General features: G+C 60.0%; 23 protein-coding genes and 1 pseudogene. 13 read left to right on the plus strand and 11 right to left on the minus strand.

From position 1 onward, the window contains the following. Window positions 1–121: 121 nt before the first annotated feature. From aceK to QF043_RS06785, 5 genes and pseudogenes are all read left to right on the plus strand, one after another. Window positions 122–1,831 carry a bifunctional isocitrate dehydrogenase kinase/phosphatase gene (aceK, locus tag QF043_RS06765; RefSeq protein WP_305454802.1) on the plus strand — a complete coding sequence of 570 codons (1,710 nt, stop codon included), beginning with the start codon at window positions 122–124 and terminating at the stop codon, window positions 1,829–1,831. A 193-nt stretch (window positions 1,832–2,024) separates the two neighbouring features. Then, the gene (hrpA, locus tag QF043_RS06770; RefSeq protein ID WP_307417929.1) at window positions 2,025–5,936 is read left to right on the plus strand and encodes an ATP-dependent RNA helicase HrpA; all 3,912 of its coding nucleotides are present in this window, start codon (window positions 2,025–2,027) and stop codon (window positions 5,934–5,936) included. Window positions 5,937–6,270: 334 nt separating this feature from the next. Beyond that, window positions 6,271–7,392: a beta-ketoacyl-ACP synthase III gene (locus QF043_RS06775; protein WP_307417930.1), complete on the plus strand. Its 1,122-nt coding sequence runs from the start codon at window positions 6,271–6,273 to the stop codon at window positions 7,390–7,392. 123 nt (window positions 7,393–7,515) lie between these two features. Beyond that, window positions 7,516–8,131: pseudogene (locus QF043_RS06780) on the plus strand (RNA polymerase sigma factor). Continuing rightward, complete coding sequence (locus QF043_RS06785; RefSeq protein ID WP_056861494.1) at window positions 8,125–8,358, plus strand: anti-sigma factor; 234 nt, start codon at window positions 8,125–8,127, stop codon at window positions 8,356–8,358. Before QF043_RS06780 ends, QF043_RS06785 begins: the two are co-directional and overlap by 7 nt. A gap of 119 nt (window positions 8,359–8,477) precedes the next feature. On the opposite strand, the gene QF043_RS06790 is transcribed toward QF043_RS06785, so the two are convergent. Next, window positions 8,478–9,800, minus strand: a complete 1,323-nt coding sequence (locus QF043_RS06790) for a putative porin (RefSeq protein WP_017134842.1) — start codon at window positions 9,798–9,800, stop codon at window positions 8,478–8,480. A gap of 282 nt (window positions 9,801–10,082) precedes the next feature. On the opposite strand from QF043_RS06790, the gene QF043_RS06795 reads away from it, so the two are divergent. Next, complete coding sequence (locus QF043_RS06795; protein ID WP_307417932.1) at window positions 10,083–11,207, plus strand: GNAT family N-acetyltransferase; 1,125 nt, start codon at window positions 10,083–10,085, stop codon at window positions 11,205–11,207. Between the two features lie 11 nt (window positions 11,208–11,218). Here the strand turns inward: QF043_RS06795 and aqpZ are convergent, their stop codons facing one another. The 5 genes from aqpZ to QF043_RS06820 all read right to left on the minus strand — a co-directional run bounded on the left by aqpZ (window position 11,219) and on the right by QF043_RS06820 (window position 16,469). Further along, the gene (aqpZ, locus tag QF043_RS06800) at window positions 11,219–11,920 is read right to left on the minus strand and encodes an aquaporin Z (RefSeq protein ID WP_307417933.1); all 702 of its coding nucleotides are present in this window, start codon (window positions 11,918–11,920) and stop codon (window positions 11,219–11,221) included. A 292-nt stretch (window positions 11,921–12,212) separates the two neighbouring features. Continuing rightward, window positions 12,213–14,045, minus strand: a complete 1,833-nt coding sequence (locus QF043_RS06805; RefSeq protein ID WP_307417934.1) for an ABC transporter ATP-binding protein — start codon at window positions 14,043–14,045, stop codon at window positions 12,213–12,215. An 82-nt stretch (window positions 14,046–14,127) separates the two neighbouring features. Next, window positions 14,128–14,724, minus strand: coding sequence for a peptidylprolyl isomerase (locus QF043_RS06810; RefSeq protein ID WP_307417935.1), 597 nt, complete (start codon window positions 14,722–14,724; stop codon window positions 14,128–14,130). 3 nt (window positions 14,725–14,727) lie between these two features. Next, window positions 14,728–15,531 carry an alpha/beta fold hydrolase gene (locus tag QF043_RS06815; protein ID WP_307417936.1) on the minus strand — a complete coding sequence of 268 codons (804 nt, stop codon included), beginning with the start codon at window positions 15,529–15,531 and terminating at the stop codon, window positions 14,728–14,730. 14 nt (window positions 15,532–15,545) lie between these two features. Next, entirely contained in the window at window positions 15,546–16,469 is a 924-nt protein-coding gene (locus QF043_RS06820) for a LysR family transcriptional regulator (RefSeq protein ID WP_307417937.1), read from the minus strand. Window positions 16,470–16,518: 49 nt separating this feature from the next. Here QF043_RS06820 and QF043_RS06825 point away from each other — a divergent pair, with 49 nt between their 5' ends. From QF043_RS06825 to QF043_RS06835, 3 genes are all read left to right on the plus strand, one after another. After that, window positions 16,519–16,833: a 3-phosphoglycerate kinase gene (locus QF043_RS06825; RefSeq protein WP_307417938.1), complete on the plus strand. Its 315-nt coding sequence runs from the start codon at window positions 16,519–16,521 to the stop codon at window positions 16,831–16,833. A gap of 151 nt (window positions 16,834–16,984) precedes the next feature. Next, a complete protein-coding gene (locus tag QF043_RS06830; protein WP_307417939.1) occupies window positions 16,985–17,584 on the plus strand; it encodes an FMN-dependent NADH-azoreductase in 600 nt (199 codons plus the stop codon). 203 nt (window positions 17,585–17,787) lie between these two features. Continuing rightward, a complete protein-coding gene (locus QF043_RS06835) occupies window positions 17,788–18,648 on the plus strand; it encodes a carboxylate/amino acid/amine transporter (protein ID WP_307417940.1) in 861 nt (286 codons plus the stop codon). Window positions 18,649–18,903: 255 nt separating this feature from the next. On the opposite strand, the gene QF043_RS06840 is transcribed toward QF043_RS06835, so the two are convergent. Then, window positions 18,904–20,202, minus strand: coding sequence for a mechanosensitive ion channel family protein (locus tag QF043_RS06840; protein ID WP_058422117.1), 1,299 nt, complete (start codon window positions 20,200–20,202; stop codon window positions 18,904–18,906). A gap of 193 nt (window positions 20,203–20,395) precedes the next feature. Between QF043_RS06840 and QF043_RS06845 the strand changes: the two genes are divergently transcribed. Next, window positions 20,396–21,742, plus strand: coding sequence for a DEAD/DEAH box helicase (locus tag QF043_RS06845; protein WP_026013512.1), 1,347 nt, complete (start codon window positions 20,396–20,398; stop codon window positions 21,740–21,742). 47 nt (window positions 21,743–21,789) lie between these two features. Here QF043_RS06845 and QF043_RS06850 read toward each other — a convergent pair whose 3' ends face one another. Continuing rightward, complete coding sequence (locus tag QF043_RS06850) at window positions 21,790–22,065, minus strand: hypothetical protein (RefSeq protein WP_307417941.1); 276 nt, start codon at window positions 22,063–22,065, stop codon at window positions 21,790–21,792. 155 nt (window positions 22,066–22,220) lie between these two features. Between QF043_RS06850 and QF043_RS06855 the strand changes: the two genes are divergently transcribed. Continuing rightward, window positions 22,221–22,610 (plus strand): hypothetical protein, encoded by a 390-nt coding sequence (locus tag QF043_RS06855; RefSeq protein WP_017134854.1) that lies wholly within the window; start codon window positions 22,221–22,223, stop codon window positions 22,608–22,610. A 115-nt stretch (window positions 22,611–22,725) separates the two neighbouring features. Here the strand turns inward: QF043_RS06855 and QF043_RS06860 are convergent, their stop codons facing one another. From QF043_RS06860 to QF043_RS06870, 3 genes are all read right to left on the minus strand, one after another. Continuing rightward, the gene (locus QF043_RS06860) at window positions 22,726–23,592 is read right to left on the minus strand and encodes a DUF6279 family lipoprotein (RefSeq protein ID WP_307417943.1); all 867 of its coding nucleotides are present in this window, start codon (window positions 23,590–23,592) and stop codon (window positions 22,726–22,728) included. A gap of 66 nt (window positions 23,593–23,658) precedes the next feature. After that, complete coding sequence (locus QF043_RS06865) at window positions 23,659–24,381, minus strand: TorF family putative porin (RefSeq protein WP_138814433.1); 723 nt, start codon at window positions 24,379–24,381, stop codon at window positions 23,659–23,661. Window positions 24,382–24,588: 207 nt separating this feature from the next. Beyond that, the gene (locus QF043_RS06870) at window positions 24,589–24,768 is read right to left on the minus strand and encodes a hypothetical protein (RefSeq protein WP_003193095.1); all 180 of its coding nucleotides are present in this window, start codon (window positions 24,766–24,768) and stop codon (window positions 24,589–24,591) included. Window positions 24,769–25,092: 324 nt separating this feature from the next. Between QF043_RS06870 and QF043_RS06875 the strand changes: the two genes are divergently transcribed. Both QF043_RS06875 and QF043_RS06880 read left to right on the plus strand, forming a co-directional pair. Then, window positions 25,093–25,929 (plus strand): S1 RNA-binding domain-containing protein, encoded by an 837-nt coding sequence (locus tag QF043_RS06875; protein WP_028617391.1) that lies wholly within the window; start codon window positions 25,093–25,095, stop codon window positions 25,927–25,929. Window positions 25,930–25,981: 52 nt separating this feature from the next. Continuing rightward, entirely contained in the window at window positions 25,982–26,380 is a 399-nt protein-coding gene (locus QF043_RS06880; RefSeq protein WP_307417944.1) for a DUF2177 family protein, read from the plus strand. Window positions 26,381–26,413: the final 33 nt, after the last annotated feature.

The raw sequence follows: 26,413 nt of genomic DNA on the forward strand, positions 1-26,413 counted from the left end.
AACTGAAACTAAATGTACAAAATGCATGATGTTGTACAGTCAGGCTGTGCAAATCATCCTTCTCCTGCCTCGATTCACTGGCTAAGCTCAGGCATCCAGATACCCGTTCGAGGTTTCCCGCATGTCGTCTTCCGCCCCTGCCATTGCCCGCATGATCCTCGATGGCTTCGACGATTACCGTGAGCACTTTCGCCAGATCACCGACGGCGCTCGCGAGCGCTTCGAAAAGGCTCAGTGGCAACAAGGGCAGGCGGCATCGGCGGCGCGGATCAATTTGTATGAAGAGAAGGTCGCTGAAGTCACGGCGCGTCTGCGTGCCCACTTCGATGAGGCGGCGTTGCTGGCAGTGGACGAGTGGCCATTGGTCAAAAGCGCGTACATCGGCCTGATCGATCTGCGTTTTGACGATGAGCTGTCCGAGACCTGGTACAACTCGATCTTCTGCGGGCTGTTCAGCCATGACCTGATCAGCGACGGCTGCATGTTCATCCACACCACGCGGCCGAGCCTGCGCCGGGCGCGTGCGGCGCAAACCCGCACCTATCAACCTGCGGGCGACCTGGCGGCGACGCTGGCGCAGATCTTCGCCGATTACCGCTTCAGCGAAGCCTACGCCGACCTCGACGGCGACCTGCGCCGCCTCCAGGCGCAGCTGCGCGAAAATCTGCCGGATTGGGTGTGCAAAGACCCGCAGCTGAGTATCGAGCTGTTTTCATCGGTGCTTTACCGTAATAAAGGTGCCTACCTGGTCGGGCGCATTTTTACCCGCGACGAGCAGTGGCCACTGGTGATCCCGTTGCTGCACCGCGAAGGGCGCGGCATCCAGATCGATGCGCTGATCACCGACGAAGCCGATGTGTCGATCATCTTTTCCTTCACGCGCTCTTACTTCATGGTCGATGTGCCGGTGCCGGCGGAGTTTATCGGCTTTCTCAAGCGCATCCTGCCCGGCAAGCATATTGCCGAGCTGTACACCTCGATCGGTTTCTACAAGCACGGCAAATCCGAGTTCTACCGCGCGTTGATCAACCACCTGGCCACCACCGATGATCAATTCATCATGGCGCCCGGCGTGCGCGGCATGGTCATGAGCGTGTTCACGCTGCCGGGTTTCAACACCGTATTCAAGATTATCAAGGACCGCTTTTCGCCGTCGAAAAACGTCAACCGCGCCACGGTGATCGAGAAGTACCGGCTGGTTAAAAGCGTTGATCGGGTGGGGCGCATGGCCGACACCCAGGAGTTTGCCGACTTCCGTTTTCCCTTGAGCAAATTCGAGCCCGAATGCCTGGCCGAGTTACTTGAAGTCGCCGCCGGCACGGTGCAGGTGGAGGGCGATACGGTACTGATTCGCCATTGCTGGACCGAGCGGCGCATGACCCCGCTCAACCTCTACCTGGACAACGCCAACCCCGCCCAGGTGCGCGAAGCCCTGGAAGACTATGGCCTGGCCATCAAGCAACTGGCGGCGGCGAACATCTTCCCCGGCGACATGCTGCTGAAGAACTTCGGCGTCACCCGTCACGGTCGTGTGGTGTTCTATGACTATGACGAGATCTGCTTTCTCACCGAAGCCAACTTCCGCCATATCCCCGCACCGCGCACGCCCGAAGATGAAATGGCCTCGGAGCCCTGGTACTCCATCGGCCCGCTGGACGTGTTCCCGGAAGAGTTCCCGCCGTTCCTGTTCGCCGATGCCGGCCAGCGCAAGCTGTTCGACGAGTTGCATGGCGAGTTGTACAACGCCGACTACTGGAAAGGCCTGCAGGAAGCGATTCGCGCCGGCAAGGTGATTGATGTGTTTCCGTATCGGCGCAAAGACCCGCTGTAAACGAATACTCCTGTGGGAGCGGGCTTGCTCGCGAATGCGGTGTGCCAGTCACCTTAATGGTCAACTGATGCACCGCATTCGCGGGCAAGCCCGCTCTCACATTTGATCCGGTTTACTTAGCCGTCTGCCAGATGAGGCGCTTTTCTGCCACACTTGCCGGCCGTGCATAAATAGACGACCTGCAAAGTACCTGATGACTGACCAAGCGCCCGCTATCGACCAACTGCTCAAGAACCTCGATCACGCCATGCTCGCCGACCGCCACCGCTTGCGGCGCCAGTTGCTTGAGCTGCGCAAGAAGCCTGACGAGGAGAAGCTGGCGCAGTGGGTTACGCGTATGCAAGCGTCCTGCGCCCAGGTCACCGCGCGGCGCGCCAGCCTGCCGGTGATTCGCTATGACGACAGCCTGCCGATTGCCGCCAAGCGCGACGAGATCAAAGAAGCGTTGCTCAAGCATCAGGTGCTGATCATTGCCGGCGAAACCGGCTCGGGTAAAACCACCCAGTTGCCGAAGATCTGCCTGGAAATCGGTCGCGGCCAGTACGGCCTGATCGGCCACACCCAGCCACGCCGGATTGCCGCGCGCAGCGTCGCCAGCCGGGTTGCCGAAGAGCTTGCTACGCCCTTGGGGGCGCTGGTCGGCTATCAGGTGCGTTTCGAAGATCAGAGTGACTCCAACACCCTGATCAAGCTGATGACCGACGGTATTTTGCTGGCCGAAACCCAGAACGACCGTTACCTCGAGCGCTACGACACCATCATCGTCGACGAAGCCCACGAACGCAGCCTGAACATCGACTTCCTGCTCGGTTACCTGAAAACCCTGTTGCCGCGTCGCCCGGACCTTAAAGTCATCATCACCTCGGCGACCATCGACCTGGAGCGCTTTTCCAAGCACTTCGACGATGCGCCGATTGTCGAGGTCTCGGGTCGTACCTTCCCGGTCGACACCTGGTACCGCCCGCTGACGCTGGAGCAGGACGAGGAGGGCAACCGCGTCGAGGATGACTTGACCGTCGACCAGGCGATTCTCGCCACCCTCGACGAAATTGCCGCTTATGAGCGCAGCGAACGTCGCAGCCCCGGCGATGTGCTGGTGTTTTTGCCCGGCGAACGCGAGATTCGCGACGCCGCCGACATGCTGCGCAAGGCCCAGCTCAAGCACACTGAAATTCTGCCGCTGTACGCGCGTCTGTCGCCGGCCGAACAGCAGCGCATCTTCCAGTCCCACCCAGGCCGCCGCGTGGTGCTGGCCACCAACGTCGCGGAAACCTCGCTGACGGTGCCGGGCATTCGCTATGTGATCGACAGCGGCACCGCGCGCATCAGCCGCTACAGCTACCGCGCCAAAGTGCAGCGCCTGCCGATCGAGGCGATTTCCCAGGCCAGTGCCAACCAGCGCAAAGGCCGCTGCGGCCGGGTCGAGCCGGGCATTTGCATTCGCTTGTACAGCGAAGAAGATTTTATCGGCCGCCCGGAATTTACCGACCCGGAGATCCTGCGCACCAACCTCGCTGCGGTGATCCTGCAGATGCTGCACCTGCGCCTGGGCGAAATCACCGACTTCCCGTTTATCGAGCCGCCGGATGGCAAGGCGATCAGCGACGGTTTCAACCTGCTGCAAGAACTCTCGGCGGTGGACCGCAACAGCCAGCTTACGCCGCTGGGCCGCCAATTGGCGCGCCTGCCGGTGGACCCGCGCATGGGCCGCATGCTGCTCGAAGCGGCCAAGCTTGGCAGTTTGCAGGACGTGTTGATTGTGGCCAGCGCCATGTCGATCCAGGACCCGCGCGAGCGTCCGCCGGAGCGCCAGCAAGCCGCCGACCAGGCCCACGCGCAATGGAAGGATGCCGATTCGGACTTCGCCGGGCTGGTCAATCTGTGGCGTGGCTTTGAAGAACAGCGCCAGGCACTGACCGCCAGCCCGTTGCGTAACTGGTGCCGCAAGAATTTCCTGAATTACCTGCGCCTGCGCGAGTGGCGTGACTCCCATCGCCAGTTGAGCCTGATCTGCCGCGACATGCAGCTGACGGTCAACAAGGAGCCGGCCGATTTTGCGAAACTGCACAAGGCGGTGCTGTCCGGCCTGCTCAGCCAGATCGGCCAGAAGACCGAAGACGGCGATTACCTCGGCGCACGGCAGCGGCGCTTCTGGATTCACCCGTCTTCGGGCATCGGCAAAAAGCGTCCGCAATGGCTGATGGCCGCCGAACTGGTGGAAACCACCAAACTGTATGCGCGCATGGTCGCCAAGATCGATGCCGACTGGATCGAGCCGCTGGCCGGGCACCTGATCAAGAAAAACCACTTCGAGCCGCACTGGGAAAAGAAGCGCGGCCAAGTGGTGGCGTTTGAGCAGATCACCCTGTTCGGGCTGATTGTGGTCGGGCGCCGGCCGGTGCATTACGGGCCCATTGACCCGGTGGTGTCCCGCGAGTTGTTTATTCGTGAAGGTTTGGTACGCGGCGAGATTCAATCCCGCGCCAAGTGCCTCACGGCCAACCAGCAACTGCTGGAACAGCTCGATGAGCTGGAGGCCAAGGCCCGGCGTCGTGACATTCTGGCGGATGAAGAAACCCTGTACGCCTTCTATGACGCGCGCTTGCCGGCAGAGATCCACCAGACCGCCACGTTCGACAGCTGGTACAAGGTCAACAGCCAGAAAGATCCGCAACTGCTGATCATGCGTGAAGAAGACGTGCTGGCCCGCGAGGCCAGTGAAGTCACCGCCGCGCATTACCCGGACACGCTGCATTTGGGCGACCTGGAACTGGCCCTGAGTTACCACTTTGAACCCAACCACCCCCGCGACGGCGTAACCCTGCGCGTACCGGCGCCATTGTTGCCGGCATTGCCGCCGGAGCGTCTGGAGTGGCTGGTGCCGGGTGTGATCGAAGCCAAGTGCATCGCGCTGGTGCGCAACCTGCCCAAGGCGCTGCGCAAGAACTTTGTGCCGGTGCCGGATTTCGTCAAGGCCGCCCTGCAACGTATCGAATTTGGTCAGGGCTCGCTGCCCCAGGCACTGGGCCGCGAATTGCTGCGCATGACCGGCGCGCGGGTCAGCGATGAGGCCTGGGCCGAGGCGGCGCAGCAGGTGGAAAGCCACCTGAAGATGAACCTTGAAGTGGTCGATGGCCAGGGCAAGTTCCTGGGCGAAGGCCGCGATCTGGCCGAGCTGACCGCGCGTTTCGCCGAAGCCAGCCAGGCCGCATTGGCGGTGCCGCAAACTGCAAAAAGCCAGCAGCCGGTGGAAGCCAAGGTGTTTGCCGCCGTGGCGGAAAAGACCCAGCAAAAGATTGCCGGCCTCTCGATGACGGTCTACCCGGCCCTGGTCGAAGAAAACGGCACGGTCAAGGAAGGGCGTTTTTCCACTGCCGCCGAAGCCGAGTTCCAGCACCGTCGCGCCTTGCAGCGCTTGCTGATGCAGCAACTGGCGGAACCGGCAAAATTCCTGCGGGGCAAACTGCCCGGTTTGACCGAATTGGGCCTGATGTACCGCGAGCTGGGGCGCATTGATGCACTGGTGGAAGACATTCTATTGGCCAGCCTCGACACCTGCGTGCTCGAAGGTGAAGCCAGCCTGCCGCGTGACGGTGCCGGTCTGGCTGCGTTGGCCGAACGCAAGCGCGGCAGTTGGGCCGAGCACGCCGAGCGCCTGGCGCGCTTGACCCTGGACGTGCTGAAACTCTGGCATGGTTTGCACAAACGCTTCAAAGGCAAGATCGACCTGGCCCAGGCCGTGGCGTTGAACGACATCAAACAGCAGCTCAGCAACCTGGTGTATCAAGGTTTTGTGCGCGAAACCCCGGCGCATTGGTTCAAGGAATTGCCACGCTTTCTCAAAGCCATCGAACTGCGCCTGGAGAAACTGCCGAGCCAGGTGCAAAAAGATCGCGTGTGGAGCACTGAGCTGGGTGGCTTGTGGGCGCAGTACCAGAACCGCCTGAACAAACACGCCCAGGAAGGCAAGCGCGACCCGCAGCTCGAACTCTATCGCTGGTGGCTGGAAGAATACCGGGTGTCACTGTTTGCTCAGCAGTTGGGCACCAAGGTGCCGATTTCCGATAAGCGTTTGAGCAAGCAGTGGAGCCTGGTCGAAGCCTGAGTTCTTCCTCGATCCTCCAGGCAACGCCCAATCCCTGTGGGAGCTGGCTTGCCTGCGATGGCATCACCACCGTTTGGCTGATACACCGCAGTGTCTGCATCGCAGGCAAGCCAGCTCCCACAGTGGATTGCGGGGGTTAATCCTGGGGATGGCGCCAAATGCGCGAGGTTGTGGCAAACTTCGCAGTCATAAAGACCGGTAACGCCGCGAAACGCTGTGGCGCGATGGGATAAAGCGTTGCCAGTTTGATGCTCGCTGGAAGGCATCGAACGCCTTAAAGTTTGGTACGACGGTACCAATTTCTTCTCTGCCTGACAGATTTAGAGGAACGACCGTGCATAACGTCGTCATCAGCGGCACTGGCCTGTACACGCCGGCCAACAGCATCTCCAACGAAGAGCTGGTGCAGTCTTTCAATGCTTACGTGCAACAGTTCAACAGCGATAACGCCGCGGCCATCGAGCGCGGTGAGGTGCAGGCGCTGACCGAGTCCAGCGCGGCCTTTATCGAGAAGGCTTCGGGCATCAAGAGCCGCTTTGTGATGGACAAGGACGGCATCCTTGACCCGCAACGCATGGCCCCGCGCTTGCCCGAGCGCAGCAACGACGAGTGGTCGGTACTCTGCCAGATGGCCATCGGTGCCGCCGAACAAGCCCTGCAACGCGCCGGCAAGACCGCCGCCGACATTGATGGCGTAATCGTCGCCTGCTCCAACCTGCAACGCGCCTACCCGGCCATCGCCATTGAAGTCCAGGAAGCCCTGGGCATCGCAGGTTTCGGTTTTGACATGAACGTGGCGTGTTCCTCGGCCACCTTCGGCATCCAGAACGCCGCCAACAGCATCCAGCTGGGCCAGGCCCGGGCGATCCTGATGGTCAACCCGGAAGTCTGCACCGGCCACTTGAATTTCCGCGACCGTGACAGCCATTTCATCTTCGGTGATGCGGCCACGGCGGTGATCCTCGAGCGCGCTGATCTGGCGACCTCCGAGCACCAGTTCGACGTGGTCAGCACCAAGCTGCTGACCAAGTTCTCCAATAACATCCGCAACAACTTCGGTTTCCTCAACCGTACCGCCGAAGAAGGCATCGGCGCGCCGGACAAACTGTTCGTGCAGGAAGGCCGCAAAGTCTTCCGGGATGTCTGCCCGATGGTTGCCGAGTTGATCGGTGTACACCTTGAAGAAAACCAGCTGAACGTGACCGACGTGAAGCGCTTCTGGCTGCACCAGGCCAACCTGAGCATGAACCACCTGATTGTGAAGAAACTGCTGGGCCGCGAAGCCTCGGTGGAGGAAGCGCCGGTGATCCTTGATACTTACGCCAATACCAGCTCGGCAGGTTCGGTGATTGCGTTTCACACCTACCAGGACGATCTGCCCAAGGGCTCGGTTGCAGTGCTCAGCTCGTTCGGCGCGGGTTACTCGATTGGCAGCGTGATCCTGCGCAAGCGCTGATCCTGTGGGAGCTGGCTTGCCTGCGATGGCATCACTGTGGTGTGACTGATCCACCGAGGTGCCTGCATCGCAGGCAAGCCAGCGCCCACATCGACCGAATTCCAAGGTGATTTGAGGTAAACAATGGCAGCAGCCGACGACGCGCACCTGCTTGAACGGCTGCTCAAGGGCGAGCAGCGGGCCTACAAGGAACTGGTCACCACCTACCAGAGCGCCATGCGCGCGGTTGCCTATGCCATTGTCGGCCAGCGCCACGCCGATGAAGTGGTGCAAGACGCCTGGCTGTCGGTGGTGCGTAACCTGGCCAAGTTCGAAGGGCGCTCCAGCCTCAAGACCTGGTTGCTGACCATCACCGCCAACTCCGCCAAGGGCCGCTACAAACAGAATCGCCGGGAAGTATTGCTCGATGATTTGCCTTCGCCCCACGGCACCATTGGTGATGACCGCTTCGTCCCCGACGACGGCCACTGGGCTGTAGCACCCTTACGCCTGGCACCAGGACACCCCGGAAGCCTTGCTGACCGAGGATGAGCTGCGCAAGTGCCTGGAGCATACAATCCTGAGTTTGTCGGAGCTGCAAAGCAGCGTGCTGGTGCTGCGTGAACGCCAAGGCCTGGAGTTGGAGGAGATTTGTAATCTTCTGACCCTCTCGCTCTCCAATGTCCGTGTGCTGTTGCATCGAGCACGGCTTAAAGTCTTCGCCACGGTGGAGCATTTTGAGGAAACGGGTGAATGTTGACCTGTAAGGAACAAGTGGCGCGGTCCAGTGACTACCTCGATGGGCAATTGACCTTTCGAGAGCGTTTGCTGGTGCGTCATCACTTGATGTTCTGCCCCAACTGCCGGCGATTTATTCGTCAGATGCGCCTGATGCAGGCGACGTTGAAGATCATGCCGCAGGAGCCGGTAAAGGATGTTGATGCACTGGCTGATCGGCTGGTGGCCGAAAGGCTCAAGGATCAGTAACGGCGGGAAAGAGCCAGGCTCGCGTGGGTGAGTCGAACGGATGATGGGGATCGACCCACCCACGCAAGGCTGTTAAACCCCCTCGGGCCGTCCTGGCCCAAGGGTTATTGCACACACATTTAGAACTTGGCTTCAGCATCCAGCTGCAGGGTGTTGGTGTTGGCATCACGCTGCGTGCGGCTGGCGTAGTCAGCCTTGGTCAGGAAGTACGTGGCGCCGAGGGCGAAGTTCTTGTCGATGTCGTAGCTGACTTTGAGCTTGTGACCGCGCGACCCGGTGGTGCCGTTGGCGAAGTCCGAATCGGTGAACGCGCCAACCACTGCATCACGCTGAGTATCGCGGTAGTTGTAGTCCAGGTTGAAACCGAACACCTTGGATTTGGCACCGATCAACCAGGCGGTGTCCTGGTCGGTCACTGCATCGTTGTTTTTCACGTACTGGCCGTAGAACGCCAAAGGCACGGCCAGGCCGCCGATGTCGGCTTGGGCAAAGCCTTCATACAGGCGGAATTCGTTGTTGGCCGAGTTGCCGTTGACCGCCAGCGCGCATGGCGTGGTGGTGGTTGTGCAGCGGCTGTCCTTGTCGTTCTGGTAGGCGTAGACGCTGCCGCCCAGGGTCATTTTAAGGTTGTCGGTGAGCGAGAAGCGCGTGCCCAGCTGGCCGGACGTCAGGCGCAGGTCATGGCGAAATTGCACGCCGTCGCCGTCCACGTTGTCCTTGAGGTTGTAGTTACCCAGGCTGCCGAACAGCTCGGCGCTGCCGCCCAATGGGTACTTGTAGGTGACGGCCAGGCCTTCAGGGTTGATGTCGCTATCCCAGATCACGTCGCCCATGTTCACCCACGGTTGCAGCATCTTGCCGCCGATCACGTGCAGGTTCTTGATCTGGTCCGGGTGGTAGTCGATGTAGCCCAGGTCCAGCCAGATCGACTTCTTGTCGAAGTAGTTGTCCTGGTCCTGGTTGGTGGAGCGCGCATCGTCGCTGCTGCCGGTGGCCACGCGGATGCCGGTGTCGACCTGGGAGTTGATCTCGGTGTAGGCGCCCAGGCGGGCACGGATGCGCTGACGGTCTTTGTCGCGGCCGCCGTTGTTGGATTCGCCCTGGATCTTCACGGTTTCCTGACGGAAGCGCACATCACCCTTGAGCTGGGTACGCGCGGCCCAGGCCAGCTTCTGATCGAAGACGCTGAGGTCGTTGGTTTTTTTCGCGGTGGCCGCGATCTGCTCGTTGGTCTCTTGTTGAGCTTGCTGTGCGATCTGCTTTTCTTTCTGGTCCTTGGCTAATTCCGTTTGCAGTTCAGTGTACTGCGCAGCGGTGATCTGGCCGTTGGCCTTGAGCATGTCGAGCAATTTAGCGTCGACTGCAGCGCTGGCCGGAACGCTCAGGGCCAGCAACAGGCCGCCACACAGGGCCGCCGCAGTTTTAGTGGAAGCAAGACGCATATCAATCTCCGAAAGTGAGGAGGGATGGCAAACCATCCAGGACACAACCGACCGATGACGGACGGAAAATAGCCGCCTGGTAGAACCAGGCGCTCTAAAAACAGGCGTCAGTATCACGATCGTTTATGACGGAGTAGTGGCTAAGTGATTTCACCTAGATGACAAATTATTTAATCTGGAACTAATTGTTTCGAGGTTTGTCCCGCTCGTTTCGAGGTGTGCCTGGCGCCGCGATAGGCGATACTCGCCAGGCTTTCACGCCAAGAAACAGAGAGGATGCCGATGCCGCTGCAACGCCTGGACAAGCTGTCTGCAATCGCCCCGCACGTCTGGGATGCCCTGGTGCCGCAGGCCCAACCCTTTGTGCGGCATGCCTTTCTGAGTGCGCTGGAAGACAGCGCCAGCCTGGGCCCGCAGTCCGGTTGGCAGCCCGAGCATTTGCTGCATTGGGAAGGCGAACGCCTGGTGGCGGCCCTGCCCAGCTACCGCAAATGGCACTCCTATGGCGAGTACGTGTTTGATCACGGCTGGGCAGACGCTTGTGCGCGCGCGGGCATCGAGTACTACCCCAAGTTGCTGACGGCGGTGCCGTTCAGTCCGGTGAGTGGCCCGCGCTTGCTGGCCAGGAATGCCGAGGACGGGTTTGAACTGCTGGGTAGCCTGCCCGGTTATCTGGAAATCGAAGGGCTCTCCAGTGCCCATATCAACTTCACCGACCCGTTGGCCGATGCTGCACTGGCTGGGCAGGCGGGTTGGTTGCAGCGCCTGGGCTGCCAGTTTCACTGGCAAAATCGCGGTTATCGCGACTTCCAGGACTTTCTCGATGCCTTGAGTTCACGCAAGCGCAAACAGATGCGCAAAGAACGCGAGCAAGTGGCCGGGCAGGGCATCGATTTTGAATGGTTGCAAGGCCATGAGTTAAGCGAGGCGCAGTGGGATTTTGTCTACGCCTGCTACGCCAACACCTACGCGGTGCGTCGCCAGGCACCTTACCTGACCCGCGCCTTTTTCAGCCTGCTGGCCGAGCGCATGCCCGAGGCGATTCGCGTGGTGCTGGCCAAACAAGGCACACGCCCGGTGGCCATGGCCTTCAGCCTGATCGGTGGCGACAGTTTCTACGGCCGTTACTGGGGCTGCCTGGCCGAGTTCGACCGCCTGCATTTTGAAACCTGCTTCTACCAGGGCATGGACTACGCCATCGCCCACGGCCTGCAACGTTTCGACGCCGGCGCCCAGGGCGAACACAAGTTGATTCGCGGGTTTGAGCCAGTGATCACACGGTCGTGGCACTACCTGCGCCATCCCGGTTTGAAGAATGCCGTCGAAGACTTCCTGGAACGCGAGCGGGTTGGGATTCTGGCGTATGCCGAAGAGGCGAGGGCAGCCCTGCCTTATCGGCAGGGCTGAACCCGTTTGCCTCAGGCCGGCTGCTCCTTGCCCAGCCATCGATAGGTCACACCACCGATTACAGCGCCGAGGATCGGTGCCAGCCAGAACATCCACAACTGCTGGATCGCCCACCCGCCGACGATCAATGCCGGGCCGGTACTGCGGGCCGGGTTGACCGAAGTGTTGGTCACGGGAATGGAGATCAAGTGGATCAAGGTCAGGGCCAGGCCGATGGCGATAGGTGCAAGACCCGGCGGGGCACGACGGTCGGTGGCGCCGAGAATGATCAGCACGAACATCGCTGTCATCACCAGCTCACAGACAACCCCCGCAGCCATCGAGTAGCCCCCTGGCGAATGCTCGCCGTAGCCGTTGGAGGCCAGGCCGCCGGCTAGCTCAAAGCCCGGTTTACCGCTGGCAATGAAGTACAACAGTGCAGCAGCGACGGTGGCGCCGATTACCTGCGCGACGATGTAGGCCGGTAACTCCCTGGCCGGAAACCGCCCGCCCACGACCAGCCCCACTGACACTGCCGGGTTGAGGTGGCACCCGCTGAGATGCCCGATGGCAAACGCCATGGTCAGTACCGTCAGCCCGAAGGCCAGGGCCACACCGAGCAACCCGATCCCGACGGCGGGAAACGCTGCGGCCAACACCGCACTCCCGCAACCGCCTAACACCAGCCAAAACGTACCTAACCCCTCTGTGATTGAACGTTTGAACAAAGACATGCGACACGTCCTTGATAGATAGCTCTACCGAATCAGTAAATCAATGATGCTCCCTGCAGATTTACTTCAGCGCCCTTCTGGGCACTGCACTGATTACAGCACGCTTTTGATACAAATCCAGGCCATAAAAAAGCGCCAGGGGCCCGTGGGTTGGGATGCCTGGCGCTGATCGAGTGTGGGAGCGGGCTTGCTCGCGAAGGCGGAGTGTCAGTCACCAAATAGGTTGGCTGATGCACCGCCTTCGCGAGCAAGCCCGCTCCCACATTTTGATGTGTGTTTATCCCGGCTATGGTCAGTCGATGCCGACGAACCCACCCGTCTGGTGCTGCCACAACCTGGCATACAAGCCACCATGGGCCAGCAGTTCGGCATGGCTGCCGGTCTCGGCGATCTGGCCTTTTTCCAGCACTACCAGGCGGTCCATGCGGGCAATGGTCGACAAGCGGTGCGCAATCGCGATCACGGTCTTGCCTTGCATCAGCGTTTCCAGGCTTTCCTGGATCGCCGCTTCCACTTCCGAATCCAGCGCCGACGTCGCTTCGTCCATGACCAGAATCGGCGCGTCCTTGAGCAGTACTCGCGCAATGGCAATGCGCTGGCGTTGCCCGCCGGAGAGTTTCACCCCGCGCTCGCCCACGTGTGCATCCAGCCCGGTGCGGCCTTCGGCATCCGACAACAGCGGGATGAACTCATCGGCGCGGGCTTTGTGGATGGCGGCGCTGAGTTCTTCATCGCTGGCATCCGGCTTGCCGTACAGCAAGTTGTCACGGATCGAACGATGCAGCAGCGAGGTGTCCTGGGTGATCATGCCGATCTGTGCCCGCAAGGACTCCTGGGCGACTTCGGCGATGTTCTGGTCGTCGATGAGGATGCGCCCGCCTTGCAGGTCGTACAGGCGTAGCAGCAGGTTGACCAGGGTAGATTTACCCGCACCGGAGGGGCCGATCAGGCCGATTTTCTCACCGGCCTTGATCTGAAGGTTCAAGCCGCCAATGATCCCGCTCTGCTTGCCATAGTGGAAATCCACCTGCTCGAAACGTACTTCGCCATGGGGCACTTGCAGGCGCGGCGCGTTTTCGCGGTCGGTCACCGCCAGCGGCGCCGCGATGGTTTTCAAACCATCCTGCACCATGCCGATATTTTCGAAGATGCCGTTGACCACCCACATGATCCAGCCGGACATGTTGACGATACGGATCACCAGGCCAGTGGCGAGGGCGATGGCGCCTACGGAAATCAGCGACTGCGTCCACAGCCACAAGGCCAGGCCAGTGGTGGTGACGATCAGCACGCCGTTCAAGGTGCAGATCACCACGTCCATGCTGGTGAGCACGCGCGCGGCCAACTGGGTTTTTTCGGTCTGCTCGATGATCGCTTCCTTGGCGTACTCCTGCTCATTTTGCGTATGGGCGAACAGCTTCAAGGTGGTGATGTTGGTGTAGCCGTCGACAATGCGGCCCATCAGTTTGGAGCGCGCTTCGGAGGAGATCACCGAGCGTTCTTTCACGCGGGGCACGAAGTAACGCAGCGCCAGGCTGTAGAGAATGATCCAGGTGATCAGCGGGATCATCAGGCGCCAGTCCGCCTCGGCAAACAGCACCAGCGCGCTGATGGCGTAGATCGACACGTGCCAGATGGCCTCCGCCGTCGCCACTGCCGAATCGCGCAGGGAGTTGCCGGTTTGCATGATGCGCTGGGCGATACGCCCGGCGAAATCGTTCTGGAAAAAATTCAGGCTCTGCTTGAGTACGTAGCTATGGTTCTGCCAGCGGATCAGGCTGGTCATGCCGGGGTTGATGGTCTGGTGTACCAGCAAGTCATGCAGGCCGTTGAAGATCGGACGCAGCAGCAGGGCCACCACGGCCATCCAGATCAGTTCGGCACTGTGAATCTGGAAAAAATTCGCGGGCGGTGTGCCTTGGGCCAAATCGATAATGCGGCTCAGGTAGCTGAAGAGCGCCACTTCGATCAACGCACCGATCAGGCCGACCACCAGCAAGGCGGCAAAGCTTGGCCACACCTGGCGCAGGTAGTAGAGGTAGAAAGGCAGGACTTTATCAGGAGGGGCGGCGCTGGGAGCGTCGCGGAAGATGTCGATCAGTTGTTCAAAGCGACGATAGAGCATTCAGTCTGACGCCCGCGTTGCGGGCTCTCCTTTCAAATGCGCACGCGGCGTTGTGGGCCGCGTGCGGAGCTTGCTGCGGACCTCAGTCGATGCGCTTGGCCGACTTGATCACAACAGGATCGATTGGCACGTTTTGCATGCCTTGCTTGGTAGTGGTTTGCGAGTTGACGATAACGTCGACGACGTCCATGCCCTTGACCACTTTGGCGAACACGGCATAACCCGCATCGCGGCCCGGGTCGAGGAAGGCATTGTCGGCCACGTTGATGAAGAATTGGCTGGTGGCCGAATTTGGATCATTGGTGCGTGCCATCGACAAGGTGCCGCGCACATTATGCAGGCCGTTGCTGGCTTCGTTCTTGATCGGCGCTTCGGTCGGCTTCTGCGACATCTGCGCGGTGAAACCGCCGCCCTGGACCATGAAGCCTGGGATCACGCGGTGGAAAATCGTGTTGGTGTAGAAGCCTTTGTCGACATAGGCCAGGAAGTTCTTGGTGCTGATCGGCGCCTTGACCGGGTCCAGTTCGATTTCGATGTCGCCGTTGGTGGTGGTGATCAGGACGTGGGGCGCGCTGGACTTGGCCGGTGCCGCAGGTTTGGCCGGTGCAACGGCCGTGGCGGCCATCACGTTGGCGGCGAACAGAAAGGAGCCGGCAAAGAAGGCGATTTTTTTCAGCATGGGTCAGTGATCCTGGGTAGTGGTTTCGACTGTCTTTAGAAAATCGAGCAAGGTAGCGTTAAAGACTTCGGGTTGGTCCAAGGGCGTGGCATGGCGGGAATCCTTGATCACCACCAGCCGCGCATCGGGCAGCAGTTTTACATAGTTTTCTTTCTGCGCCACGGGGGTGTAGTCGTGGTCGGCGCTGATGACCAGGGTAGGACAGGTAATTCGGGAAAGTTGTTCCTGTACGCCCCAGCCGACAATCGCATCGAAGCTGGCGAGATAAGCACGTTTGTCGTTTTTTGCCCAGCGTTCGGCCATTTTGCGCCGCAGGTCGGCTTGCTCGGGTTTTGGGAACAGCCGATCGCCCAGGGCCTTGCCGATGGTGGCCAGGCTGAGCACGCGCGCCAGGCTCCAGCGCTTGGCCCATTGCCAGTAATCATCGGCGCTGCGCACCTTGACCTCCGGTGCGCTGTTGACGATGCACAGGCTCGTGACCCGCGCGGGCTCGTCCACGGCCAGCTGGAACGCGATCATGCCGCCCATGGACAAGCCCACGACATGGGCGGGCGGCAGGTTCAGGTGTTCGATCAACGCCAGCAGATCGAAGGTAAAACCCTGGATGCTGTAGCGTTCGCGGGGTTTGTCGGAGCGCCCGTGACCGCGTACATCCACCACGATCAGGCGGTAATGCCGGGCGAGCACCGGAATCTGCAATTCCCAATCCTGGCTGCTGGAACCCAGGCCGTGGATCAGGATCAGCGGGGTGCCGTGGCCGTATTCCTCGTAATGCAGGCTGCAGCCTTCGTGGTCGAACCAGGCCATGGGTGAACTCCGTTTCAGGCTTGCTGGGGAGCGGCGAAAGGTGCGTCCAGGGGAGCGGTGTCAAAGGTGCGCAACAAATCGATAAGAATCTGCGTGGCCGGCCCCAGGGGTTTGTCTTTGTTCGAGTACAGGTAGAACGTCGGGTTGCGGCTGCCACCCTTTTCCAATGGCAGCTGCTTGAGCAGGCCATCCTTGAGTTCGCGTTCGATCAAGTGTCGGGGCAGCCAGGCGAAGCCCAGGCCGCTGCTGACGAAGGTGGCGGCGGTGGGCAAGCTGCCGACGGTCCAGCGCTGTTCGGCGCCAAGCCAGCCGACATCGCGCGGCTGTTGGCGACCGGAGTCACGGATCACCACTTGCATCTGGCTCTCCAGGTCCTGGAAGCTCAAGTCGCGGTTCAGGCGATGCAACGAGTGGTCGGGATGGGCCACGGCAATAAATTCCACGTCGCTCATTTCGGTGCCCAGGTAGCCCGGAATGATGAAACTGCTGATGGCCAGGTCAGCCATGCCATCTATCAACAGCTCTTCAACCCCCGACAGCACTTCTTCACGCAGGCGCACGCGGCAGCCACGGCTTTGCGGCATAAAGGCGGTGAGGGCCCGCACCAGGCGCGCATTCGGGTAGGCGGCGTCCACCACCAGGCGTACTTCGGCTTCCCAGCCCTGTTCCATATGGTGGGCGAGGTCTTCCAGTTGGCTGGCGTTTTTGACCAGTTGCCGCGAACGGCGCAACAGCACTTCACCAGCCTCGGTGAGCACGGCCTTGCGCCCGTCGATGCGCAGCAATGGCACGCCAAGCTGGTCTTGCATGCGGGCCACGGTGTAGCTCACCGAGGACTGCGAACGGTGCAGTGCTTCAGCCGCCTGGGCGAAGCCACCGTGGTCGACCACGGCCTGCAGCGTGCGCCATTGATCGAGGGTAACGCGGGGCGCTTTCAAGATGAGCTCCTCTTGTCCTAAGCTGGCGGTCCTTATTGGAGACTGCCGAATGAGAAAATTCTGTTGTGTGTTGCTGGCGCTGCTGCCGATGAGCGCGTTTGCCTATCCCACCGACGTGACTAAAAAGATCGAGGGCGTGAGCATTGACTACACGGCGTCCGACGTCGCCAACGACATCAGTTCGATACAGCTGAATAACTACGGCACCAATGACGCGGTGTGCTCGGTAACCTTCACCAACGGCCCGGAATCGCCGCGTCGCCGAACGGTCACGGTGCCGGCAGGTAAGAGCACCAACACCACGGTCAAATTCACCCGCTCGATTATCAAGATGCGTATCGCCCTGGCGTGCGCCCCAAAATAACGCGGCAGCGGAGCATGCCCACAGCAATACTCCGCTTATAAACAAATTTATAGATGGGTTATAGCAGTTTTTTACGCTTTTTTATCGAATTGGCTCTGTTTAATCTTCACTCCATCGCCTTACAGCATTTACAGATGGAGCCTACCCTGCCATGTCCAATGTTCTGATCATCGAAAGCAGCGCTCGCCAGCAGGATTCGATCTCCCGCCAGCTGACTCAACAGTTCATCAGCCAATGGCAGGCCGCCCACCCGGCGGATCAGATCACTGTGCGTGATGTGGCCCTCCACCCGGTCCCGCACCTGGACGCCAACCTGCTCGGCGGTTGGATGAAACCTGCCGACCAGCGCAGCGGCATCGAACAGGCGTCCCTGGACCGCTCCAACGAACTGACTGACGAGTTGCTCGCCGCCGATGTGCTGGTGATGGCCGCGCCGATGTACAACTTCGCCATTCCCAGCACCCTCAAAGCCTGGCTGGACCACGTGCTGCGCGCCGGTGTGACCTTCAAGTACACCGCCACCGGCCCGCAGGGTTTGCTGACCGGCAAGCGCGCCATTGTGTTGACCGCCCGCGGTGGCATCCACACCGGCGCCACCTCCGATCACCAGGAACCGTACCTGCGCCAGGTCATGGCGTTTATCGGGATTCATGACGTCACTTTCATTCATGCCGAAGGTGTGAACCTGAGCGGTGACTTCCAGGAGAAGGGCATCAACCATGCCAAAGCGCTGCTGGCACAGGTCGCTTAACGCTTTAATCGTCACATAATCGTGTGGTGTTTATATCGCTCCACGCAAACCCTTCAAGTACGCGTATCGAACCTCCCTTTGCACTTGTTGCTCCTGAGTGCTCCTGCCCGACTGCCGCTATAGCGAGGTCGGGTTTTTTTTGCCTTGAGTTTCAGTAAACGCCGAAAACCTTTAATGTCCCGCCCATTCGAAACGAGGCGCGCATGGGCTACTTACTGGTTGTTACCCTGATTCAGGCATTTTCCTTCAGCTTGATCGGCGAATACCTCGCCGGTCACGTCGACAGCTACTTCGCCGTGCTGGTGCGCGTGGTATTGGCCGGGCTGATCTTCATCCCGCTGACCCGTTGGCGTTCGGTGGCACCACCCTTCATGCGCGGCATGTTGCTGATCGGCGCGCTGCAGTTCGGCGTGACGTATGTGTGCCTGTACTTGAGCTTTCGTGTACTTACGGTGCCGGAAGTATTGCTGTTTACCATCCTCACGCCGTTGCACGTGACCCTGATTGAAGATGCGCTTAACCGCCGTTTCAACCCGTGGGCATTGGTTGCTGCGCTGGTGGCCGTGGGCGGCGCGGCCGTGATTCGCTTCGACCAGATCACGCCGAACTTTCTGATGGGCTTCTTGCTGCTGCAACTGGCCAACTTCACCTACGCCGCCGGGCAGGTGATGTACAAGCATTTGGTGGCGCGTTATCCGAGCGATTTGCCGCACTACCGGCGCTTTGGCTACTTCTACGTGGGCGCCTTGATCGTGGTGCTGCCGGCATTCCTGCTGTTCGGCAAAACCAACTTCCTGCCCGAAGCGCCGCTGCAATGGGGCGTGCTGCTGTTTCTCGGGCTGGTCAGCACGGCGCTGGGCATGTACTGGTGGAACAAAGGCGCCTGCCTGGTCAACGGCGGCACATTGGCAGTGATGAACAACCTGCATGTGCCGGTGGGGTTGCTGCTGAACCTGCTGATCTGGAATCAGCACGAGCCGCTGGGGCGCTTGGCGTTGGGTGGATTGGTGATTCTGGGGGCGGTGTGGATCAGTCGCTTGGGTGTGCGTCAGCAAGCGGCCTAACGCTGACCTTAGTGTGGGCTTGCGCTAATGCCAGCCAGTTAAGAGCTGGAACTGACAACCAGTAACCTGTGGCGAGGGCGCTTGCTCCCGCTGGGCCGGGCTGGCGCTCCAGCGCGAAGCGGCCCCTGCTCTTTGCTTTAAATACATGGGACTGCTACGCAGTCCAACGGGAGCAAGCGCCCTCGCCACAATTACCGGCTATGTCTTAACTGACTGACATTAGGGCAAGCCTTCTCCCACAGGGGGTTGATGGCATCAGGCAGATTCGTTTTCCAGGGCTGGCAAATGGCTGGCCCCCAACACCGCCGGCACCATCCCCGCGCGCAAATCATTGCCACTCGGCTGCTGATACAGGCTCAAGCCAAACTCCGGCAACACCGCCAGCAAATAATCGAAGATATCGCCCTGGATGCGCTCGTAATCGGCCCACGCCGTGGTGCGGGTGAAACAGTAGATCTCCAGCGGCACGCCCTGCGCGGTGGTTTGCATCTGGCGCACCATGCAGGTCATGTTGGGTTGAATATCCGGGTGGCTTTTCAAGTAGGCCAGGGCGTAGGCGCGGAAGGTGCCGAGGTTGGTCATGCGGCGGCGGTTGGCCGACAGTTGCGCGCTGTGGCCCTGGGCTTCGTTCCAGGCCTTGAGCTCGGCCTGCTTGCGGCTGATGTAGTCGGTGAGCAGGTGTACCTGGGTCATGCGCACTTCTTCGTCGTCGCGCAAAAAGCGCACGCCGCTGGCGTCGATATACAGGCTGCGCTTGATACGGCGCCCGCCGGACGCCTGCATGCCGCGCCAGTTCTTGAACGACTCCGACATCAGGCGCCAGGTCGGGATCGAGACGATGGTTTTGTCGAAGTTCTGCACCTTGACCGTGTGCAGGGTGATATCCACCACGTCACCGTCGGCGCCGACCTGGGGCATCTCGATCCAGTCGCCGACCCGCAGCATGTCGTTACTGGTCAGCTGCACGCTGGCCACAAACGACAGCAGGGTGTCCTTGTACACCAACAAAATCACGGCCGACATGGCACCCAAACCGGAGAGCAGCAACAGCGGCGAACGGTCGATCAAGGTGGCGACGATGATGATCGCGGCAAACACGAACAGCACCATCTTTGCCAATTGCACGTAGCCCTTGATCGAGCGGGTGCGGGCATGTTCGGTGCGTGCGTAGATATCCAGCAAGGCGTTGAGCAGTGCACTTACGGCCAGCGTCATGAACAGGATGGTGAACGCCAGCGCGACGTTGCCGATAAACAAGGTGGCGGTCTTGCTCAGGTCGGGCACCAGGTACAGGCCGAACTGGATCACCAGGGAGGGCGTCATCTGCGCCAGGCGGTGAAAGACTTTGTTGTGCCGCAGGTCATTGAGCCAGTGCAGCGCCGGTTGCCGGCCGAGCAGTTTGATGGCGTGGAGGATGAGGTAGCGCGCTACCCGTCCGACCAATAAGGCGACTACCAGCAATATCAGCAAACCCAGGCTGGAATGCAGCAGTGGGTGTTCATCGAGAGCGCCCCAAAGGTCTTGGACGTTAAGCCAGAGCTGTTTGATATCCATGGGTAAAACCGATTCTTCTGTAAGACAACACGGGCCGATTAGAGCATTTATGTGCAACAAAGTTGGTTTTGTGGACAAATCTGCTGACAAAAAAGCAGCTGATTCGCGCCGTTCGCGTAAAGAAACTCGGTTTGAGCGCCCGAAACCGTTACCCTATGCAGCTGATATTTTGTATTTCTTCGAGGTAGCACCCGTGTTTTCCCAATTCGCCCTGCACGAACGCCTGCTCAAAGCCGTGGCCGAGCTTAAATTTGTCGAGCCTACGCCTGTGCAAGCAGCGGCCATCCCGCTCGCGCTCCAAGGGCGTGACCTGCGGGTGACGGCGCAAACCGGCAGCGGTAAAACCGCCGCTTTCGTCTTGCCGGTGCTGAACCGCCTGATTGGCCCGGCCAAAGTCCGCGTGAGCATCAAGACCCTGATCCTGCTGCCGACCCGCGAGCTGGCCCAGCAGACCTTGAAGGAGGTGGAGCGCTTTTCGCAGTTCACCTTCATCAAGTCCGGCATCATCACCGGCGGTGAAGACTTCAAGGTCCAGGCCGCCATGTTGCGCAAGGTGCCCGACATCCTGATCGGCACTCCAGGCCGGATGATCGAGCAGCTCAACGCCGGCAACCTCGACCTCAAGGAAGTCGAAGTGCTGGTGCTCGACGAAGCCGACCGAATGCTCGACATGGGCTTTGCCGACGACGTGCAGCGCCTTGTGGCCGAGTGCGTCAACCGTCAGCAGACCATGCTGTTCTCTGCCACCACCGGCGGTTCGACCTTGCGCGACATGGTTGCCAAGGTGCTGAACAACCCTGAGCACTTGCAGGTCAACAACGTCAGCGACCTGAACGCGACCACGCGTCAGCAGATCGTGATGGCCGACCACAACGTACACAAAGAACAGATCCTGAACTGGTTGCTGGCCAACGAGACCTATCAGAAGGCCATCGTCTTCACCAACACCCGTGCAGCAGCCGACCGCATCTACGGTCGTCTGGTGGCTCAGGAATACAAGGCGTTCGTGCTGCACGGCGAGAAAGATCAGAAGGACCGCAAGCTGGCCATCGACCGCCTCAAGGCCGGCGGCGTGAAGATCCTGGTCGCCACCGACGTTGCCGCCCGAGGCCTGGACGTGGATGGCCTGGACATGGTCATCAACTTCGACATGCCGCGCAGCGGCGACGAGTACGTACACCGTATCGGCCGGACCGGGCGTGCCGGCAACGATGGCCTGGCCATCTCGCTGATCTGCCACGGCGACTGGAACCTGATGTCGAGTATCGAGCGCTACCTCAAGCAGTCGTTCGAGCGCCGCACCATCAAGGAAGTCAAAGGCACCTACACCGGGCCGAAGAAGGTCAAGGCGTCGGGCAAAGCCGTTGGCGTGAAGAAGAAAAAGACCGACGCCAAGGGCGACAAGAAGAAAACCGGCGCCAAGTCGCCGACCAAGCGCAAGATCGCCAACCGGCCGAAGACCGACAACCTGTCGCTCGTCAGCAAGGACGGCATGGCGCCGCTCAAGCGCCGCAAGCCAGAAGCACCAGCTGCCGAATAAGGCCGCAGATATGAAAAAACCGGACGCTGTCCGGTTTTTTTATGCCCTCAGTTTTTCGCCTTTTCGGCCGCCTCATCCAGCTCCTTGAGGCGCTGGTCGATCAGTTGGCACTTGTCCGGCAGGTCCGCGCTGGCGGTTTCCAGGTCCATTTTCTGCAGCTCATCGTTGATTTCCTTGGCCTTGGCCGGATTTTGCTGGGTCAGCCGGGTCACTTCCTTGGCCAGTTGTTCGCGTTTGGCCGTGGCCTCTTCCGGCGTGCAGGCCCAGGCAGGCAGGGCGCTCAGCAGGGTGGCGGCGATGGCCAGTTTCATCAGGGTTTTCATGGTCGGACCTCCTTGGCAGTAGTGTTCAGTTGAGGGGGCGAACGTCTGGAAAGTTCAGAGAAATGACGCTCGTCTATTCGGGTGAACGGCCAGTGCTCGGTCGTGTCATTACCTCTAACGGGCCACTTTTTAATCTGCCCGCAGGAGGAATCAGGATGACGACTTACAACTGGGATCTGATCGAGCGACTGCTGCATGAAGTGCAGAACGGTGAAGGCAGCTTTGCGCCGCGCAAATACGCCGAGCAGGAAGCGGCCGAGAAGGCCACGGCGGGGGAATCCACCGGTAATCTGGACGCGTTGAAAAAGACCGCCGCCGATTACGAAGCTCTGTTGTTCAAGCGTGGTTTCATTGAATCGCGCCCGGAAGAAGAGGGCGGCAATGGTGAGAACTTCATCCTCACGGCGCTGGGCGCGCAGCTGCTGGCCCTGATCGACAGCTCAATCCCGGGCAATGACCACCCGCGCCAAGTGCTGGACGAGCAGGCCGACGCGCTGGACCCGGCGACGTTCGCCGAGGTGGCTTCCAAGGCGCAGATTGCCTGAAAGAGCACACCCCAAACCAAAATGTGGGAGCGGGCTTGCTCGCGAATACAGTGTGTCAGTCAATAGATTCATCGACTGATTCACCGCATTCGCGAGCAAGCCCGCTCCCACATTTTTAAATCGAGGCGGCCTTGAGGCATTTGAGGGCCTGGAAGTCACTGCGAACCTTGCCGATTTTTTGTGTGAGTGTCTGGCGCTGCTGCGCCGTGCTTTCGGCCATCAGGTCGATGATCAGGCCGCGCGCCGCGGCTTCGGTCTGTGCATAGGCGGCGCGATATTGCGGGGTCCACAGGCTCTCGCGGTCGACCAGCAGCTGTTGGATTTTCTGTGGGAAGTCAGCGCTGTGACGCTGCTGCAAGGCGTCGATAAATTGCGCCTGCCAATGGGCGCGATTACCGATCCATTCCTGATTCTGTGCACCCAGCGCGATTGACCACGCCGTCACTCGGTTCTGCTGGCTGGGACTCAACGGCCCCATCCACGCATCCAGGCGTTTGCTCATGCGCTCGGCGCGCTCTTTGATCTGCTGAGCCAGTGGCGGTTTGAGGTATTCGTTCTGGCGCTTGCGCAGGTCTTTGGCCAGCGCCTCACCCATGTCTTTGACTTGCTGATCATCCAGGCCCTGCAGCAACTGGGTGGCTGACGGCGTGATCTCGCGCGCAACCTCGGCGATGGCTTGTTTGGCTTCGACGGTGCGCGCTTGCAGCGCGGCGTCGGTGATCTGGTTGTTGTCGACCATCTGTTGCAGGCGATCAAGCCAGTCCAGGTAGCCCGGCAGTTGAGTGGTGCAGTGCCAGGCCAGGTGTTCCTTGAGGGTGTCATTGAACCAGCTCTTTTGCCCGGCGTTCATGTCCAGGTAGTCGTTGAGGGTCCAGGGGATGATCACATCAAGGTTGCGGTAGGCCAGGCCCACGCGATTGCAGCCGGCGAGCACCAGGCTCAACGTCAGTAATACCACCAGTAATTTGAGCCGACGCAGCATGGGCGTGTCCTTGCGCAGTGAGGGTTCATGTATCTGAACCTGCGCGAGGCGCGACAGTTCAGCCCATCAATAAAACGACCGTGCGGCCTTTAAGGTCAACAGGCCGTCGCATTGCGAATTGTGTCCGGAGTAGGCCGAGCAATCGCCGCCACTGAGGCTGGAACCGCTATAGATCAGGTCCAGGTCCACGCCTTTCCAGGCGCGGGAGAACTGCACCGACCAGTCGCTGAAGCTGCTGATGGTGCCGCCTTCTACCGCCGCCGGCGTGCCGAGTTGGTGGGTGGTGTATTTCATGCTGACGCCGATGCCGAACGGCTGCGTACCGCCGAGGTCGGCAAACAGCGTGCTGTCCTGGCGATCCGGATCGTTGCTGAAGGACACGCCGAAGCGATTGCCCAGCAGGTTCAAGCCGCCGTAGAACTCCTGGCTGTCGAGCGGGCTGAGCTTGGGGTAGCTGTAGTGGATCATGCCCACTTCGTAGCCCAGGGTCTGGTCGAAGGGGCGCTTGAAGCCCATGTAGGAGTCGACTTCGAGGTTGTTGGCCGAGGACAGGCCCATATTGGGCGAAAACTGGCCGAAATACAGGCCGCTGTCGTGGCTCAGGTCCAGGCCGCCGTGGAAGGAATCGCTGCCCGGCGAGGTGGGCTTGACCAAACCCTGGGCCATACTGCGGCTGGGCGTGGTGCCCAATTTGAGGTCGAAGTCACCCAGTTCACGCTGAAAAATCTGCGCGTGTGCAAGAGGGCTTGCCGTAAGGGCAGCGATTAGAAACAAGCAGGGCTTGAGCATGCTTCACTCCATGAAAAGCGAGGAGCAGTTACGAAAAAATCGGACAGATGCCCGTGCTAGACGGGTGCAAGCATACCGGCGAATGCTTCGCGGTGAGCCCCGTTCGTCGATTAGCGCATCAGGAGATGGAGCAGGAGGGTGTTTCAGACTCTAGTCCTGGCGCCTTGGAAGGCAAGACGCTTAGGAGCTAGATGCGACGCGCGGGTATTACTTTTTGCCCAGGCTGATCTGCTTGGACGGGCCGAAAGTCTGGCCGCTCACGCCCTTGGCAATTTGCTGGATTTCGCCACCGGACTTGAGGAAAGCAGCAATTTGGCTGTTGATCGATTCGCTGGTTTCAACGGCGGGAGCTGGCTTTGCTTTGCTATTGGATGCTTTTACGCGCATGGCGGCCACTAACCTGTAGAAAATTAACTTGGCCAGGCATCGTACAGGAAATACTTGACAATTGCTTGGCAAATATCCCCTGGGAATTACGTGAGCCGCTGTAATCGGCCAAAGTTTGACCTTTAAATAAACCGCTAACTTACTGTTTTAACTCGAAACCACAGGGTTTGTTCGGCTGCCGGCCACCGGCAAAATTCGATCGATTGATCAGACGAGCGGGGCGGTGCCATTACCACGCCACGTTGGCCGGCGATTTTTCAGGCGCACGCGCGTGGCGGGCGCAACTCGGGTAGAATGCCGCCCACGTAACGAAGGTATCTGGAAATGGCTTTAGTCGGGCGCTACAACAGCTTGCAAGTGGTTAAACACACTAACTTTGGTTTGTACCTGGATGGTGCGCAAGATGGCGAAATCCTCTTGCCTAATCGGTATATCCCCAAAGATATTCCCAGTGAAGATGAAGACTGGCTTAACGTTTTCATTTATCTGGACAGCGATGACAAACTTATCGCGACGACTGAAAAGCCGAAAGTTCAAGTCGGCGAATTCGCCAGTTTGAAAGTCGTCGAAGTCAACAGCATCGGCGTATTCCTCGACTGGGGTTTGCCAAAAGACCTGTTGCTGCCGTATTCGGAAGAAAAACGCCAGTTGACCGCCGGTGAATACTGCGTGGTGCACGTCTACCTCGACAAGCACACCAAACGCATCACCGCCACCGCGCGACTTGACCGCTACCTGGATAAGACGCCTGCCAACTACCAGGTGGGCCAGGAAGTCGACCTGCTGGTGGCCGAAGCCACCGACATGGGCTTCAAGGCGATCATCAACAACAAGCATTGGGGCCTGATCCACAAGAACGAAGTGTTCAAGTTCCTGCGCCCGGGCAAGGAAGAGAAAGGCTTTATCAAAGAGATCCGCGCCGATGGCAACATCAGCCTGAGCCTGCAGCCGGTCGGCCAGGAAGCGGCCTCCAGCCTCAACTCGAAGATCCTCGCCAAGTTGCGTGAAAACAACGGCAGCCTGCCGGTCAGCGACAAGAGCGACCCGGCGGTGATCAGTAATTTGTTCGGTGTCAGCAAAGGCAACTTCAAGAAGGCCATTGGTGCGCTCTACAAGCAGGGCCAGATTGTGATTCACGCCGATCGCATTGAACTAAGCTGATCGCGTTTTGCTCTTCTGTAGGTGCCGCTCGGCGCCTACAGAGGCTGCAACCATGACCCGCAAACTATGCTTCGCTTACCTCGGCACCTTACTCGCGTTTCTGGTGCTCGACGGCCTCTGGCTCGGCGTCCTCATGGGCCCCACCTACAAATCCCTGCTCGGCGCGCTGATGCTTGATCAGCCCCGCTGGCTCCCCGCCGTACTGTTTTATCTGCTGTATGTTCTCGGCTGCGTGGTGTTCGTGGTCCTGCCCAGCGGCAGTTGGCAACGAGCAGCACGCCTTGGCGCTCTGCTCGGCCTCGTGGCCTACGGCACCTATGACCTGAGCAACTGGGCCACGCTGCAAGGCTGGTCAGCCGGGTTGGCGCTGATGGACATGGCCTGGGGTACCTTCCTCACGGCGGTCTGCTGCAGTGTCGGCTATCTGTGTGCACATCGGGTGCAGCGTTGATTGTGTACAGGATTGACCTGCACCGTTGCTGAG

The organism is Pseudomonas sp. W3I7 (genome assembly GCF_030816095.1).
GTDB lineage: Bacteria > Pseudomonadota > Gammaproteobacteria > Pseudomonadales > Pseudomonadaceae > Aquipseudomonas > Aquipseudomonas salomonii.

What these genes read in the sequence shown, in the direction of transcription:
- aceK (WP_305454802.1), top strand. Translation starts at nt 122, where the DNA reads ATGTCGTCTTCCGCCCCTGCCATTGCCCGCATGATCCTCGATGGCTTC.
- hrpA (WP_307417929.1), top strand. Translation starts at nt 2,025, where the DNA reads ATGACTGACCAAGCGCCCGCTATCGACCAACTGCTCAAGAACCTCGAT.
- QF043_RS06785 (WP_056861494.1), top strand. Translation starts at nt 8,125, where the DNA reads ATGTTGACCTGTAAGGAACAAGTGGCGCGGTCCAGTGACTACCTCGAT.
- QF043_RS06790 (WP_017134842.1), bottom strand. Translation starts at nt 9,800, where the DNA reads ATGCGTCTTGCTTCCACTAAAACTGCGGCGGCCCTGTGTGGCGGCCTG.
- QF043_RS06795 (WP_307417932.1), top strand. Translation starts at nt 10,083, where the DNA reads ATGCCGCTGCAACGCCTGGACAAGCTGTCTGCAATCGCCCCGCACGTC.
- aqpZ (WP_307417933.1), bottom strand. Translation starts at nt 11,920, where the DNA reads ATGTCTTTGTTCAAACGTTCAATCACAGAGGGGTTAGGTACGTTTTGG.
- QF043_RS06805 (WP_307417934.1), bottom strand. Translation starts at nt 14,045, where the DNA reads ATGCTCTATCGTCGCTTTGAACAACTGATCGACATCTTCCGCGACGCT.
- QF043_RS06810 (WP_307417935.1), bottom strand. Translation starts at nt 14,724, where the DNA reads ATGCTGAAAAAAATCGCCTTCTTTGCCGGCTCCTTTCTGTTCGCCGCC.
- QF043_RS06815 (WP_307417936.1), bottom strand. Translation starts at nt 15,531, where the DNA reads ATGGCCTGGTTCGACCACGAAGGCTGCAGCCTGCATTACGAGGAATAC.
- QF043_RS06825 (WP_307417938.1), top strand. Translation starts at nt 16,519, where the DNA reads ATGAGAAAATTCTGTTGTGTGTTGCTGGCGCTGCTGCCGATGAGCGCG.
- QF043_RS06830 (WP_307417939.1), top strand. Translation starts at nt 16,985, where the DNA reads ATGTCCAATGTTCTGATCATCGAAAGCAGCGCTCGCCAGCAGGATTCG.
- QF043_RS06835 (WP_307417940.1), top strand. Translation starts at nt 17,788, where the DNA reads ATGGGCTACTTACTGGTTGTTACCCTGATTCAGGCATTTTCCTTCAGC.
- QF043_RS06840 (WP_058422117.1), bottom strand. Translation starts at nt 20,202, where the DNA reads ATGGATATCAAACAGCTCTGGCTTAACGTCCAAGACCTTTGGGGCGCT.
- QF043_RS06850 (WP_307417941.1), bottom strand. Translation starts at nt 22,065, where the DNA reads ATGAAAACCCTGATGAAACTGGCCATCGCCGCCACCCTGCTGAGCGCC.
- QF043_RS06855 (WP_017134854.1), top strand. Translation starts at nt 22,221, where the DNA reads ATGACGACTTACAACTGGGATCTGATCGAGCGACTGCTGCATGAAGTG.
- QF043_RS06860 (WP_307417943.1), bottom strand. Translation starts at nt 23,592, where the DNA reads ATGCTGCGTCGGCTCAAATTACTGGTGGTATTACTGACGTTGAGCCTG.
- QF043_RS06865 (WP_138814433.1), bottom strand. Translation starts at nt 24,381, where the DNA reads ATGCTCAAGCCCTGCTTGTTTCTAATCGCTGCCCTTACGGCAAGCCCT.
- QF043_RS06870 (WP_003193095.1), bottom strand. Translation starts at nt 24,768, where the DNA reads ATGCGCGTAAAAGCATCCAATAGCAAAGCAAAGCCAGCTCCCGCCGTT.
- QF043_RS06875 (WP_028617391.1), top strand. Translation starts at nt 25,093, where the DNA reads ATGGCTTTAGTCGGGCGCTACAACAGCTTGCAAGTGGTTAAACACACT.
- QF043_RS06880 (WP_307417944.1), top strand. Translation starts at nt 25,982, where the DNA reads ATGACCCGCAAACTATGCTTCGCTTACCTCGGCACCTTACTCGCGTTT.